The sequence below is a fragment of the Euzebya rosea genome (assembly GCF_003073135.1).
GTDB classification, from domain to species: Bacteria; Actinomycetota; Nitriliruptoria; order Euzebyales; family Euzebyaceae; genus Euzebya; species Euzebya rosea.
On sequence record NZ_PGDQ01000005.1, the window covers coordinates 143,488 to 157,861 of the forward strand.

The 14,374-nt window shown below is 69.9% G+C and carries 11 protein-coding genes; 9 read left to right on the forward strand and 2 right to left on the reverse strand.

The window, feature by feature from the left end:
- The first annotated feature begins 9 nt into the window (after positions 1 to 9).
- Together CUC05_RS25295 and CUC05_RS25300 are read left to right on the forward strand one after the other, a co-directional pair.
- Entirely contained in the window at positions 10 to 810 is an 801-nt protein-coding gene (locus tag CUC05_RS25295) for a DUF5684 domain-containing protein (protein ID WP_205712206.1), read from the forward strand.
- A 119-nt stretch (positions 811 to 929) separates the two neighbouring features.
- Positions 930 to 1,766 carry a DUF5684 domain-containing protein gene (locus tag CUC05_RS25300; protein WP_205712207.1) on the forward strand — a complete coding sequence of 279 codons (837 nt, stop codon included), beginning with the start codon at positions 930 to 932 and terminating at the stop codon, positions 1,764 to 1,766.
- Positions 1,767 to 1,776: 10 nt separating this feature from the next.
- On the opposite strand, the gene CUC05_RS07860 is transcribed toward CUC05_RS25300, so the two are convergent.
- Positions 1,777 to 3,477, reverse strand: coding sequence for a putative bifunctional diguanylate cyclase/phosphodiesterase (locus tag CUC05_RS07860; protein ID WP_157965335.1), 1,701 nt, complete (start codon positions 3,475 to 3,477; stop codon positions 1,777 to 1,779).
- Positions 3,478 to 3,702: 225 nt separating this feature from the next.
- On the opposite strand from CUC05_RS07860, the gene aspS reads away from it, so the two are divergent.
- The 7 genes from aspS to CUC05_RS07895 all read left to right on the forward strand — a co-directional run bounded on the left by aspS (position 3,703) and on the right by CUC05_RS07895 (position 13,402).
- Positions 3,703 to 5,472 (forward strand): aspartate--tRNA ligase, encoded by a 1,770-nt coding sequence (gene aspS / locus CUC05_RS07865; protein ID WP_108665771.1) that lies wholly within the window; start codon positions 3,703 to 3,705, stop codon positions 5,470 to 5,472.
- 570 nt (positions 5,473 to 6,042) lie between these two features.
- A complete protein-coding gene (locus tag CUC05_RS07870; protein ID WP_108665537.1) occupies positions 6,043 to 7,212 on the forward strand; it encodes a cell wall-binding repeat-containing protein in 1,170 nt (389 codons plus the stop codon).
- The gene (locus CUC05_RS07875) at positions 7,103 to 8,470 is read left to right on the forward strand and encodes a hypothetical protein (protein WP_157965336.1); all 1,368 of its coding nucleotides are present in this window, start codon (positions 7,103 to 7,105) and stop codon (positions 8,468 to 8,470) included. Before CUC05_RS07870 ends, CUC05_RS07875 begins: the two co-directional genes overlap by 110 nt.
- Positions 8,471 to 8,615: 145 nt before the next feature.
- Positions 8,616 to 10,493, forward strand: a complete 1,878-nt coding sequence (locus tag CUC05_RS07880) for an O-antigen ligase family protein (RefSeq protein ID WP_157965337.1) — start codon at positions 8,616 to 8,618, stop codon at positions 10,491 to 10,493.
- Positions 10,486 to 11,631, forward strand: a complete 1,146-nt coding sequence (locus tag CUC05_RS07885) for a glycosyltransferase (protein ID WP_108665540.1) — start codon at positions 10,486 to 10,488, stop codon at positions 11,629 to 11,631. Before CUC05_RS07880 ends, CUC05_RS07885 begins: the two co-directional genes overlap by 8 nt.
- Before the next feature lie 152 nt (positions 11,632 to 11,783).
- Positions 11,784 to 12,743, forward strand: a complete 960-nt coding sequence (locus tag CUC05_RS07890) for an NAD-dependent epimerase/dehydratase family protein (protein ID WP_108665541.1) — start codon at positions 11,784 to 11,786, stop codon at positions 12,741 to 12,743.
- A complete protein-coding gene (locus tag CUC05_RS07895; protein WP_276308888.1) occupies positions 12,740 to 13,402 on the forward strand; it encodes a sugar transferase in 663 nt (220 codons plus the stop codon). Before CUC05_RS07890 ends, CUC05_RS07895 begins: the two co-directional genes overlap by 4 nt.
- 2 nt (positions 13,403 to 13,404) lie before the next feature.
- Here the strand turns inward: CUC05_RS07895 and CUC05_RS25110 are convergent, their stop codons facing one another.
- On the reverse strand, positions 13,405 to 14,334 hold the full coding sequence (locus CUC05_RS25110; RefSeq protein WP_170127950.1) for a glycosyltransferase family 4 protein: 930 nt from the start codon (positions 14,332 to 14,334) through the stop codon (positions 13,405 to 13,407).
- Between the last annotated feature and the right edge of the window lie 40 nt (positions 14,335 to 14,374).

The window sequence follows — 14,374 nt, forward strand, 5'->3', positions numbered from 1 at the left end:
GGTGAGGCCATGACCACGCTGTCCATGACCCCGCCGTCGATGCCGGTCGTCCTCGCCCAGTCCTCCGACGACTTCGCCGCCCTCGGGGTGGTGTTCGCCCTGTTCGGGCTGGTGATGCTGGCCGTCGCGATCCTGATGGTGGTGGCGGCGTGGAAGGTCTTCGCCAAGGCCGGCTACGAGGGCTGGGAGGCGCTGCTGCCGTACCACAACCTCCTCGTGGGGCTGGAGATCGCCGGTCGGCCGCGGGTCTGGTCGCTGTTCCCGATCGTCGGGGCGTTCGTGCTGATCCTGCCGTTCATCGGTCCCCTCGTCTGGCTCGTCGGGGGCGTGGCGCTCGCGGTCGTCGTCGGCATGGACTTCGCGAGGTCCTTCGGCAAGGACACCGGCTTCGGCGTGGGCCTGGCCCTGCTGCCGTTCGTGTTCCTGCCGATCCTGGCGTTCGGTGACGCCCGGTACCTGGGGCCGGCAGGACCCGAGGGGTACCAGCGAGGCGGGACCGGCGCACCGCCCGTCCCGGAGTGGGGTCCGCCCGGGCCGGGGGCGTGGGGCACCCCTGCGCCGCCCGCCCCGAGTGTCGGCTGGGGGCAGGACCCCGGCTGGGGCCAGGACGCCGGGTACGGCCAGACCCCGGGGTGGGGTCAGCCGCCCAGCCAGGATCCGGGCTGGGGTCAGCAGCCGGGTCAGGATGTGGGCTGGGGCCAGCAGCCGGGCCAGGACGCGGGGTGGGGGCAGCCCCCCGGCCAGGACGCGGGCTGGGGCCAGCAGCCCGGTCAGGACGGACCACCCTCGCCGGAGGACTGGAACCGCTGACCCTCCTTCGCGGAGTGGTGAGGTCTCGTCACGGATGGTCACCTCATCCGACGGCAGGGCCTATCCTCAACGCACGTTGCGGGGGCTGAGCCCCGCGCCACCGTCTCGAGGGAACCCACATGCACGCTCCAGTCCTGGCCCAGTCCAGCGATGCCGCCGCCGCCGGCATCATCATCGTCGCCGTCGTCATCGGCCTGGCGATCCTCGGCTTCATGATCGCCACCTTCTGGAAGATCTTCGAGAAGGCCGGCGAGGACGGCTGGAAGGCGATCATCCCGATCTACAACCAGGTCGTGATCCTCCAGATCATCGGCCGCCCAATGTGGTGGATCGCGTTCTTCGTCGCCCAGCTCGTCCCGATCCTCAACCTGATCGCATGGATCCCGGCGCTGGTCTTCTCCGTCATCATGATGATCGACCTGGCGAAGTCCTTCGGGAAGGACACCGGCTTCGGCGTGGGCCTGGCGTTCCTGCCCTTCGTCTTCGGGCCGATCCTGGCCTTCGGGGACGCCCGCTATCTCGGCCCGGCCGGCCCCGAACCGCGCCCCGGCTACGCCAACCTCGGTGGCGGCGGATACGGCCAGCAGGGGTTCGCCGCAGGTGGCTACCAGCCGCCGCAGCAGTGGGGCCAGCCCGACCCCTACGGCCAGCAGCCGCAGCAGTGGGGCCAGCAGCCCGACGCCTACGGCCAGCCGCAGGCACCCCAGTGGGGCCAGCCGGCCCAGCCCGACCAGCCCGGCCAGCAGGGCGGGTGGGGCCAGGCGCCGGCGCAGCCGCAGCAGGACTGGGGACAGCCGGCGCAGCCCGACCAGCCCGGCCAGCAGGGCGGATGGGGCCAGCCGCCGGCGCAGCCGCAGCAGGGCTGGGGTCAGCCGTCGCAGCCCGAACAGGGTGGATGGGGCCAGTCCGACCAGCAGGGCGACGACCAGGGATACCCGCCGCCGCCCGTCAGCTGATCGTCAGCCGTCAGCCGTCAGCCCCGAGGCTGGCGGCCAGCACCTCGGCCGGTTCGGCGTGGCCGATCAGGAACCCCTGCCCCAGGTCACAGCCGAGCTCGGTCAGCAGCCGCATCTGCGTCGGGTGCTCGATGCCCTCCGCGACCACCGTCAGGTCCAGCGACTTGGCCAGCCCCACGACCGCCCGGACGATCGCGGTGTCCTCGCGGTCGGTGCCCAGGCCCATCACGAACGACTTGTCGATCTTGACGAAGTCGATCGGCAGGTGCTTGAGGTAGCTCATCGACGACCAGCCGGTCCCGAAGTCGTCGATGCCCAGGCCCACACCGAGGTCCCGCAGGTCGCTGAGGTTGCGGCGGACCTGCTCGTCGGCCTCGACGAGGATGGTCTCCACGATCTCCAGCCGCAGCGCCCGGGGCGGCAGGCCGTCGTTGCTCAGCGTTGCGGCGATCTCGGTGGCCAGGTTGCGTCGTGACAGGTCCTGCGCCGACAGGTTGACGGCCACGTGGATGTCGACCCCCGTCGTCGCCCGCCAGCCGGCCGCGTCGGCCACCGCCCGGTCGAGGACGAAGCGCGTCAACGGCTCGACCAGCCCGCTGTCGCGGGCGACGGGCATGAACCGTTCGGGAGTCACCGTGCCGAGGTCGGGGTCGTCCCACCGGGCCAGGGCCTCGGCGCCGGCGATCCGGCCGGCCCGCAGGTCACGGATGGGCTGGTAGGCCACGCGGAGGCGCTCCTCGGCCAGCGCCGTCCGCAACGACGTCTCCACGCGCAGCCGGTCGGTTGCGGTCGTGCGGACGTCGTCGTCGTGGACGAGGAACCGGGCCCGGCCCTGGCGCTTGGCGGCATGCAGCGCGTCGTTGGCCTGGGTGATCACCTCGTCGGCGGTCGGCCGGTCGTGGCGCCCCACCAGCGTCACGCCGGCCGATGCGGTGATCCGCAGGTCCAACCCCTCCACCTGCATGGGTTGGGCGATCGCGTCGAGCATCCGCTCGACCCGGCTGGACGCATGCGCACGGGTCGACACGCCGTCGCAGAGCACCACGAAGTCGTCGCCGGCCACCCGTGCCACGGCGTCCTCGGGACGCAGCAACGCCTGAAGGCGGTCGGCCACGGTCACGAGGACCGCGTCACCGCTGGCGTGGCCGAGCCCGTCGTTGACGGCCTTCAGGCGATCGACGTTGAGCGCGACGACGGCGAGGGTGCGGTCGTCCCCGGCCAGCCGGTCCTCCAGCAGGCCGACCAGCAGCGGGCGGTTGCGCAGCTGGGTGAGGGCGTCCAGCCGCGTCTGCCGCCGCGCCTCCTCCACCTGCGCCAGGCTCGGGCCGCGGTCGGCGACCAGCACGAGGACCGGGGTGTCGCCGGCGCGGTCACCGATCCGGCAGACGGCCATCCCCACGTGCGCCCAGGACCCCGCACGCTCGACGTGGACCACGAGGGTGCGGCTGGGCTCGACCCCCATGGCGTCGAGCGCCTGCTGCAACGCCTCGGCGTCCCGATCGCGGACCAGCTCGGTCAGCGGCGTACCGACCAGCAGCGGCGCGGTGCTGCCGAGCTGCGCAGCACCCCGGTCGTTGAGGCGCGCGATGCGGCCGTCGGCGCCCAGCCACAGCAGGCCGACCAGGTCCTGGCCGTACAGGGTGGACAGGTCCGCACCGGACAACGCGGGCACGACGACGCGCCCGCTTGCCCCGGACGACCCATCGGTCACGACTGCACGCTCCGTTCAACTCTCTTGAAGGGTTTTCACTATCGACGGTCCCGGTACCGTTGCACAACTCGACGGCTGGCGGGTGTGCAGTACCGTTGCGGGTTCGTGACGTCGCACGGGCCTCATCGCCCAGACCACGTCGCGACCCGACCGACGGCGCCGGTGTCACCGGCCCATCCAACCATCATTCCGGGAGACCCTCGACTCATGAACGCCCACGGCAGCATGCGATCCCATGGCGCCGGCACCATCCGCGCCAGCGACGACGGGCAGGAGGTGGTCCTGGCCGGGTGGGTTGCCCGCCGTCGCGATCACGGGGGCGTGGCGTTCCTCGACCTGCGTGACCGCAGCGGGGTGTGCCAGGTCGTCGCCGACCCCACCGCCGGCGAGGCGCTGCAGGCCGTGCACGACGTCCGCAACGAGTACGTCGTCCGCGTGACCGGCACCGTCAGGGTCCGCCCCGAGGGGCAGGCCAACGAGAAGCTCGACACCGGTGAGGTCGAGGTCTTCGCCTCGGCCGTGGAGGTGCTCAGCGCCGCCGACACCCCGCCGTTCCCCATCGAGGACGGCATCGAGACCGACGAGGGGGTGCGCCTGACCCACCGCTACGTCGACCTGCGTCGTGACGAGCTGGCCACCCGCATCCGCGCCCGCGCCCAGGTCACCTCGATCATGCGTCGCGTCATGGAGCGCCACGGCTTCCTCGACATCGAGACGCCGATCCTCACCCGCTCCACCCCGGAGGGGGCCCGCGACTTCCTCGTGCCCTCGCGCCTGCAGCCGCGGTCCTTCTACGCCCTGCCGCAGTCGCCGCAGCTGTTCAAGCAGCTGCTGATGGTCTCCGGCTTCGAGCGGTACTACCAGATCGCCCGCTGCTTCCGTGACGAGGACCTGCGCGCCGACCGCCAGCCCGAGTTCACCCAGCTCGACGTCGAGGCGTCCTTCGTCGACGAGGAGGACATCTACAGCGTCTGCGAGGAGCTGATGGTCGAGTTGTGGCACGACGTCCTCGGGGAGGAGCTGTCGGTGCCGTTCCCGCGCATGCCCTATGAGGAGGCCATGCGGCGCTTCGGCTCCGACAAGCCCGACCTGCGCTACGCCATGGAGCTGGTCGACCTCGACGCCGTCCTCGCCGACACCGGCGTGGGCGTGTTCAAGGGTGTGCTCGACGGCGGCGGGTCCGTGGTCGGGCTGTGCCTGCCCGGTGGGGGCGAGCTGACCCGCAAGGAGTTCGACGGCTGGATCGACTTCGCCAAGAAGCGTGGGGCCAAGGGCCTGGCGTGGGGCGTCGTGGAGGCCGACGGCGCGCTTCGCTCGCCGCTGTCGAAGTTCATGACCGAGGACGAGATCGCCGGGATCCTCGAGGCGTGCGGCGCCTCGGAGGGTGACGCGATCTTCTTCGGGGCCGGTGAGACGCAGTTCGCCCGCGAGCTGATGGGTGCGCTCCGCGTGGCCCTGGCCCACGCCCGCGGCATGGTGCCGGAGGGGGAGTGGCGCTTCGTCTGGGTCACCGACTGGCCGATGTTCGAGTGGGACGAGGACGCCAAGCGCTGGGACGCGCTGCACCACCCCTTCACCGCCCCGGCGGCAGAGGCGGCAGACTCCTTCGCCGACGACCCCGGTCCGGCGCTTGCCCGTGCCTACGACCTGGCGCTCAACGGCACCGAGCTCGGTGGTGGGTCGATGCGTATCCACGACCGCGCCATGCAGGAGAAGGTCTTCGAGCTGCTGGGGATCTCCAGGGAGGACGCGGAGGAGCGCTTCGGCTTCCTGCTTCGTGGCCTGTCCTACGGCGCCCCGCCCCACGGCGGCATCGCCTTCGGCCTGGACCGCATCGTCATGCTGATGACCGGTGCGACCTCGCTGCGAGACGTGATCCCGTTCCCGAAGACGCAGTCGGGCGGCGACCCCATGACCGAGGCCCCCGCCGGCATCGACACCGAGCAGCTGACCGACTTGGGTCTGCGGATTCTCCCTCCCCCGGTCAAGGGCTGACCGAGGATCGGAGCCGGCGACGCAGGAGCCTTCGCGAGGCCCGGAGGTCAGCCCGGGGGTTCGAAAGGGGGCGGAGCCCCCTTGGGGCGAGCAGGGCTAGTCGGTTCGGGGCCTGTCGATCCCTCGCGACGTCGACTACATGCGAGTGGTTGCATGGCAGAAACGCTGATTTACCTGTCCATACGGGAGTCAGCGTTGCTTGCGTATGCCCCCCACCGGAACTAGCCTCCCACAGCGGTCGTGGATTGTGATCGGGTTCGCATTCGATCTCGATTCACCCGTAACGGATCGCTCGTCGGGTGCGTCACTGCACCGGACACCGCCACGGGGAACCGCGGTGGGAGATCCACAGCAAACAACTGCAGATGGAGAGAACTCGCGCGCAGCCGAGGCGCGCCCCGGGATTACCGAGAGCCGATGGTGGGGACGTGTTCCCATGGGACGCTCAGGTATGGGGGCCGCAGATGACCCAGCCGGAGAACCGGTGCGCGGGTCGGGTGCGCAGTGAGACACCCTCAATATCTGCTTGTTCCGCAATAAGGAAGTCGAGGCTCTAGGAGGCCTTTTCCAATGACAATCACCAAGACTGGTCGCCGCGTGGCGTTCCTCGGTCTGCTGGCGCTGGTAGTGGCAATCCTGCCGCTCACCGCCGCTTCGGCCCAGGACGCGACGTACATCGACTTTGACATCAACGAGGACTTCGAGGCCAGCGACGCGCTGCAGACCTCGATCCTCGCCAGCCAGCAGGCGTTCCCGGACGGTGCTGACACCGTCCTGCTGACCACCTCCGAGGACGGCGCCGACGCGCTGGTCTCCGGTGTGCTCGCCAACGACGCTGCGCTGCTGTACTACAACACCGACGAGGGCGTCGTCGACGCGCACGTCGACGAGATCACCCGCCTGGGTGCGACCGACGTCATCATCATCGGTGGCACCGAGCGCATCTCCGAGGACGTCGCTGACGCCCTCGAGGGCATGGGCCTGACCGTCACCCGCCTGGCTGGCGACGAGCGCATCACCACGGCCAACGAGGTCCTGGAGTACGCCGAGGCCAACCGCGACGACTTCAACGAGACCGCCTCGCACCTGTCCCGCGCCTTCGGCACCGAGGACAACTCCCAGACCGCCTTCGCTGACGCTGTCGGCCTGGGTGCATGGGACGCGCAGGGCGGCGCCGGCACCGTGCTGGCCCCCTCCGACGCTGAGGTCCTCTCCCCCGAGTACCCCACCACCCAGTACTTCACCGACGTGAACCCGGAGAACGAGACCATCGTTCCGATCGGTGGCGTCGCTGCCGTCCCGGCCGAGGTCGTCGACTACCTGACCGGCGAGCCCGCCGAGCAGACCGCTGGTGACCGCGTCGAGAACGAGGAAGCCAACAACCGCGCCGGCACCGCCGTCGCGATCAACGAGGCCCGTGGCCTGGACGCGTCCGACCTGGACGGCGTCGTCGTCGTGGATGCCTTCGCTGACAACTTCTTCATCGACGCCTACGCCACCTCCGCGCTGGCCGGCAACAACAACTACGCGGTCATCGTCTCCAACGGCGACGAGCTCTCCCCCGAGTCCGCTGAGTGGCTCGGTTCCCCCCGCGTTCGCCCAGAACGACGGCACCACCTCCGTGTTCTGCATGCCGAAGACCTCCGGTCCGGCGTGTGCCCAGACCGTGACCGCCACCGGTGGCGACCCCGAGGACATCGAGACCGTCTCCCTCGACTCCGAGCCCGAGGCGTCCGCTGACGCTGGCACGGTCATCGACACCGACGGTGCGACCTTCTACGACTACCAGCCCGAGGACGGCTCCGCCGTCGTCACCGTGGACTTCGCCGATGACGACCAGAACGTCTTCTTCGTCGATGGCACCCAGGCCACCTACGCCGTCTTCGCCGGCCAGATCGGTGCAGGCGACTACATCGAGGTCGAGGTCGACGACGCCGGTACCCCGGACGACGACTCCGACGACATCACCACCCACCGCCTGACCAACGTCGAGGCTGCCGAGACCGGCACCGTCGGCAACGTCAACACCGCTGCGGGCACCTTCGAGATCATCGAGCCGGTCTCCGGTGCCACGATCTCCGCTGCGCCGATCGACTACACCGCTGAGTGCGACCTGTTCCAGGTCAACGGCGGCGTCGTGATCGCTGCGCAGTTCGAGGCCGCCCTCAACGAGGGTGACACCTTCGACAAGTCCGAGGACGCTGCGGGCAACGTCACCTGCATGATCACCGACGGCACCGTTGCCGGCGTGGTCACCGTTGATGACACCCCCGGTGCCGAGTACTTCCAGATCGGCAACCTGGGCGACGACTTCGCTTCGGCCAACGACGACACCTTCGTCGCCACCATGGCGAAGTTCGACGCCGGTGACCTGGTCATCAACGTCGACGGTGAGCCCATCACGGACTACTCCGACTTCGCCGACGTCCTGTCGGACGGCGACCAGGCCGAGTACAGCCGCGCCAACGACACCGAGACCATCTCGCTGACCAACGGTCTGCCGACGACGGTTTCCGGTCAGGCCATCGACGACGCGACCCCCGGCGACGGCTTCTTCATCGCCACCAACCCCGGTGTCGAAGAGGCTCCGGACCCGCAGGTCGACGACCGCTTCATCGTGAACGGCATCCTGGCGACCGAGGCTGACTTCGTCGCTGCGTACTCCGCTGGCGACGCCGTCTCCTACACCCCCGAGGACGTTGCTGGTGGCACCGACGCCACCTACACCCTCTCCGACCAGGACCTGGCCGGCCCCGTTGGCGTCGTCGCCGGGACCACCTACGAGGTCCTGTCCTCCGAGGGCGACGAGGTCCTCGAGGTCGTCGACTACACCGCCGGCGTCCCTGCCGACCGGTACTTCGTCGACGGCGAAGAGGTTGACGAGCCGACCTTCACCGCGGCTCTGGCCGACATCACCGCTGGTGACACCGAGGGCGACATCGTCGTCATCGATGGCACCCTGGCTGTCGAGCACCGTCTGACCACCACCGAGGTCTAGTACCACTCGGTGTTGGTGAACCCTCGGGTTCATCGCTAGACACAGGCTTGGGCCCCATCCATCCGGATGGGGCCCAAGTCGTTTCCGCACCGGTACCGTCTTGGGTCGAGGATCCGCCGGGCAGGACGAGAGGACACAGACGTTGATGACCGCCACGAGCCGACCGAGCCGCTGGGAGTGGCTCGTTGGCGGGACCCCGGCCCTTGTTGCCGTGGCCAGCCGCTTCGCCGGCCGCGACCCCTTCGAGGCCACGAAGCTTGCGCTCCTGAGTCTTCTGCTCACCGCCCTGGTCGGGATCGCCGTGGTCTCGACCGGCCGGCGCGGCACGGGACGCTGGCCTGTGTCGCCGTGGTCCGCAGCGCTGGGCCTCTTCCTGGCCGTGGCCGGCATCGCAACGCTCCTGGCCGACAACACTGCGGCCTCGTTCTTCGGGGTGCCCTCCCGACAGATCGGCTGGCTGCTCTACGGCACTGCAGGGGGCCTGGGCATGCTCGCCGCGGTGGCGTCCGGGCGGACCCTCGTCGATGCCTTCCGCCGGAGCATGCTCGCCGCGCTCGTGCTGCTCGGTGTCTACGCCCTCCTCCAGGTCCTCGGCGCCGAGCCCTTCCCCGTGTCCAGCAGCGTGTCCGGGGTCTTCGTCACGCTGTCCAACCCGAACTTCGCCGGCGCGTGGGGCGGGTCCCTGCTCGGCCTGGCCGCCCTCACCGCGATCGACAGCCGAGCGGCTGGGTGGGAGCGCGGCGTTGCGGCGGCCGGCATCGTCGCAGCCATCCTCATCGTGGGGGGTGCTGGGTCGGTGGTCGGCGTGGTCGCTGCCGGGGTGTCCACGATGGTCGCTCTCGGGGCGTGGGTGGCCGCTCGGGGCGGCACGCTTCGCCGCGTCGGCTTGCCGGCACTGGGAGTCACAGCCGTCATCGCCGCGGTGCTCGGAGCCCTTGGCACGTTCGAGCTCGGCCCGCTGGCACGCTTGGGGTCCACGACCGGTGTCGTGCTGCGGCGCTTCTACTGGGACGCCGCGCTGGTCATGGGCGTCGACCAACCCCTCACCGGTGTGGGGTTCGACCGGTTCGTGCGCTTCTACCGGCTCTACCGTTCACCGGCCGCCGCCGACCGGGTCGACGTCACCATCGAGACCGACGCCGCGCACAGCGTCCCCATGCAGATGCTGAGCGGGGGCGGGTTCCCACTCCTGCTGGCTTGGCTGCTCCTCGTCGGTGTCAGCCTGTGGGCAGCGGTGCGGGCCTACAGGCGGGCCGAGGGACTCGATCGGCTCGTCGTCGCAGGGCTCGCCAGCGTGTGGGCCGGCGTGACGGTGCAGTCGCTGGCCAGCTTCGACGTGGCAGCGCTGCTGACCCTGTCGATGGTCTCCGCCGGCATGCTCGCTGGCATGGCCTGGCCCGACGCCGTGGCGTCGTTCGTGCTGCCCGGCTCGGACGTCACCACGGTCCAGCGCAGGAAGCGGACCGCGACGAGCGTCCGTCCCCCGGCATGGGCAGTTCCTGCCGCCTGGACCGCTGCCGGGGTGCTCGTGGTTGCAGGCCTGGGTATCGGCACCAAGCCCCTGCGTGCCGAGCTGAGGGCCAGCGACGGCCTGGCCGCCGTAGCCGCCCAGCAACCGCAGCTGGTCCAGGCGTCCTGGTCAGCGGCATCCGAGGTGGCGCCGTGGGAGGTGGACTACCCCTACCGGGAGGGGTTGGGCATGCTGCAGCTGGGCGAACTCGACGAAGGCGTGGCGGCGTTCGGGCGGGCCCTCTCGATCCAACCCGACCACGTCGGTTCGCTCGTGTCCCGGGCGCGGGCCCTCGAAGCCCTTCAGCGCCGCGACGAGGCCGAGCAGGACTACGTGGCTGCGCTGGCCCACGAACCCCATCATCTCGACCTGAAGGTCGAGGTGGCGCTCTTCGTGGCCGACAGCAACCGACCGCTCGCCGAGGAGCTGCTCGCGGAGGTCTCGGCACGGGACCCGGACCACGAGCAGCTCGGAATCCTTCGCGAGCGGCTGGCGCTGACGCCCGGTGACTGATCGGATCCGCGTCGTCCAGGTCATCGCTCGGCTGAACGTGGGTGGGCCGGCCGCGCTGGTGCTCGCGGTCGCCGAGGGCCTCGACCCCGACCGCTACGAGTCCGTGGTCCTCCACGGCGAGGTCGACGAGGGCGAGGCCGACTGGCGAGACGTCCGTGGCGGGTCCAGACTGACCCGTCCCGTCCCCGGGCTGGGCAGGGCCCTGCGGGCCGGTGACGACGCACGGGCCATGGGGGCGCTGGTCCGCGAGCTGCGCCGGCTGCGTCCCGACGTCGTGCACACCCACACCGCGAAGGCCGGGGCGCTCGGGCGCACGGCCGCTCGCCTGGCCACGAGGAACGGCCGCCGGCCGAGGATCGTGCACACCTTCCACGGGCACGTGCTGCACGGCTACTTCCGGCCGGCCGTCCGCCGGGGCATCGTCACCGTCGAACGCCAGCTGGCGCGAGGGACCGACCGCATCGTCACCGTCGGCACACCGGTTCGCGACGACCTGCTGGCGGCGGGCATCGGGCGGGCCGAGCAGTACACCGTCATCCCACCCGGCATCGATCCCCTGCCGACCATGCCGGCGGCGGTGGCCCGGCGGTCGCTCGGGATCCCCGAGGGCCGAGCGGTCGTGGTGTTCATCGGGCGCCTCACCGGCATCAAGCGGCCGGACCGTGCCGTCCGGGCCGTGCAGGACGTCCGGGAACGGGGGATCGACGCACACCTCGTCATCGCCGGCGACGGCGACCGTCGGGCCCAGGTCGAGCGCCAGGCGAGCGTGCTCGGTGACGCGGTCACGTTCCTCGGGTGGACCAGCGACATCGGGGGCGTGCTCTCGGCCGCTGACGTGATCATCGTGACCAGCGACAACGAGGGCATGCCCGTGACCCTCGTCGAGGCGGCACACGCCGGAGTGCCGGCGGTGGCCACCGACGTCGGCGGCGTGGGCGAGGTCGTCACGCATGGCGTCACGGGCCTGGTGGTGCCCCCGCACAGCGCCGCGGTGGGGGAGGGGTTGCTGGACCTGCTGTCGGACGCCGCCCTGCGTTCCCGGATGGGGGCGGCCGCCGTGGCCCACGCGGCCGATCGATTCAGCACGCGGTCGCTGGTTGCAGCGCACGAGACGCTCTACGACAGCGCCATGGCCTGAAGGCACGCGAAAGACTCGAGTCCCGCGTCGAGGGTCGACCGCAAGTCGACGTCGAGGTGGCCATGGGGGTTGAACCACCGGTCGCGTCGGCACCGACCCCACGGGTCGTACTCTGGATCACCAACCCAACCAAGAGAAGGCGAGGAAGCGGCGTGCGCGCCCTCATCACCGGCGGGGCGGGATTCATCGGGTCCCATCTTGCCGACCACCTGATCGCCAACGGCGCCGACGTGATCGCCCTGGACAACCTGTCCACGGGGCGTCACAGCAACATCGAGCACCTGATCGGGCGCCCGGACTTCGAGTTCGTCCTGGGGTCCATCCTCAACGTCGACCTCGTCGACGACTGCGTCAGCCGTGCCGATGTGGTGTTCCACCTCGCAGCAGCAGTCGGCGTCGACCTGATCGTCCGACGGCCCGTCGAGAGCCTGCGGACCAACATCCTCGGCAGCGAAACGGTCATCGAGAAGGCCCACAAGTACGGACGACCGGTCCTGGTCACGTCCACGAGTGAGATCTACGGCAAGAACACCTCCGACTCGTTGTCGGAGGACGATGACCGCATCCTCGGCTCGCCGCTGAAGTCTCGTTGGGCCTACAGCGAGGCGAAGGCGATCGAGGAGATCCTCGCCTACACCTACTTCCGCGAGAAGGGCCTGCCCACGGTCATCGTTCGACTGTTCAACACCGTCGGGCCGCGGCAGGTCGGGCACTACGGCATGGTCGTGCCACGGTTCGTCAACCAAGCCCTTCGTGGACAGGCCCTCACGGTATTCGGAGACGGTGCGCAGACACGCTGCTTCGTGGACGTGGGGGATGTCGTGCCGGCGCTGGACACACTGATCCGTACCGAAGGGGCGTTCGGGAACGTCTTCAACATCGGTAGCAGCGACGAGGTCAGCATCGCTGATCTCGCCACGCGCGTGATCGAGCTGAGCGGTTCGACGAGCGACGTCCGGATGGTTCCATACGACGAGGCCTACGAGGAAGGGTTCGAGGACATGGAACGGCGTGTCCCCGACACCACGCGTGTGCGCGAGCTGATCGGGTGGAAACCGGAGCTCAGCCTGGACGACATCATCGGCCGTGTTATCGGGGAGCAGCGATCGTGAGTGGGCGACCGTCGTGGCTGGGCAGCCCCGAACGCCGGGACCCGGCCCCGCTGCGCCGTCGCGGCAAGGAGGCATGGGAGCGCGCGCTGGCTACCGCCCTGCTGCTTCCGGCCACCCCTGTCGTGCTGGCCATTGCTGCGGCGATCAAGGCCGAAGGGCTCCTCGACCCCGACGCCCGCGGTCCGGTGTTCTTCGTCGAGCGCCGTATCTCCCGGGGCCGCGAGATCGACCTCCTCAAGTTCCGCACCCTCAGCGCCCCGGCGCTTGACGGCCTGGGGGACGGGCCCACACACATCAAGGCGATGGAGAAGACCCACGTCACCCGTGTGGGCAAGGTCCTGAGGGACTGGTACCTGGATGAGCTCCCGCAGCTGATCAACATCGTGCGTGGTGACATGTTCCTCATCGGCACCCGTCCTTGGCCCCTCGAACCGGCAGCGGCGGAAATGGCGCGGGGTGTGACGCGGAAGCACGACATGCCTGCTGGGCTGGTTGGGCCCGTGCAGTCCCACAAGGGTCGCCGGAGCCCGACGGAGCACGAGCTTGACGAGGAGTACTGGGAGGCCTTCTGCACTTGGAGTGGCTGGGACCTCCTTAGGTTCGACCTCTCGATCCTTCGGCGTTCCTTGGTTGTCCAGCTCGCGCACGAGGGTCGTTGAGGCTACGGAAGGCTCTCGACGAACTCAGCAATTCGCGACGCGCGAGCTGACCAGCCGTGTGCCAGTCTCTGCTGGACGGCGGCTTGCACCATGCGCGACCGCAGATCGGGCGAGGCATCCAGCGTGGCCACCGCTTTCGCCAGTTCGCGGGGAGAGTTCGCGGCATAGGTCAATCCCAGCCCTCCCTTGGTGACGATGTGCTCCTGATCTCCAGCGTCGGAGGCAACTACCGGCGTCCCACACGCGATGCTCTCGTAGAGCTTCATTGCACTACCGGCTCGAGTCGTCCGGGTGTTGGGGCTGAGTCCCGCGAGAGCGCCAGCGAGCACACCGGCGACGTCGGCAAGGGGGATGACGCCCAGCCACAGGGCAGGTCCCCGATCAATTTGGTGGCTCATTGCTCCCTCTCCGGCGACCACCAGCTCGACACCCTCAGGCCAAGCCTCGTCCTGACGCGCACGCACCATCACATCAACCCCTTGCCACGGCGCGAGGGCCCCGCAGAAGGCGACGTACCGATGGGGAAGGGCGAGGCCCGTCTTGGCGTCGGGGTGGAAGATCTCGAGGTCCGCTGCGTTGTCGACGACCGTCACAGGGGTCCTTGGAGCTTGCCCCTGGACCCACCCAGCCAGTCCCTTGCTTACCACGACGATTCCTTCTGCCCGGCGCATGGCCGTCCGGTCCGCGATGCGGAGCAGGGAGCCGATCCGTCGCATCGAGGGGTAGACGGCCAGTAGGTCATCCGTGGCACCGTTGACTTCGAGGACCACCAGCGGTCGGAACCGCCTCGGTATCAGGGTCAGGACAGCAGCGACCGGATGGGCCCGGACGTACCACAGGTCGGCGTCTCTCGCTGCCCAGGCGCCTCGGAGAAGGGCTGCGTACCGGCCGAGCTTTCCCTTTTCCGAGGCCCCTGCGAGAAGGGTTCCCATCCAGCCCAACCCACACAGCGCCCTGAAGACGCCCGAGACA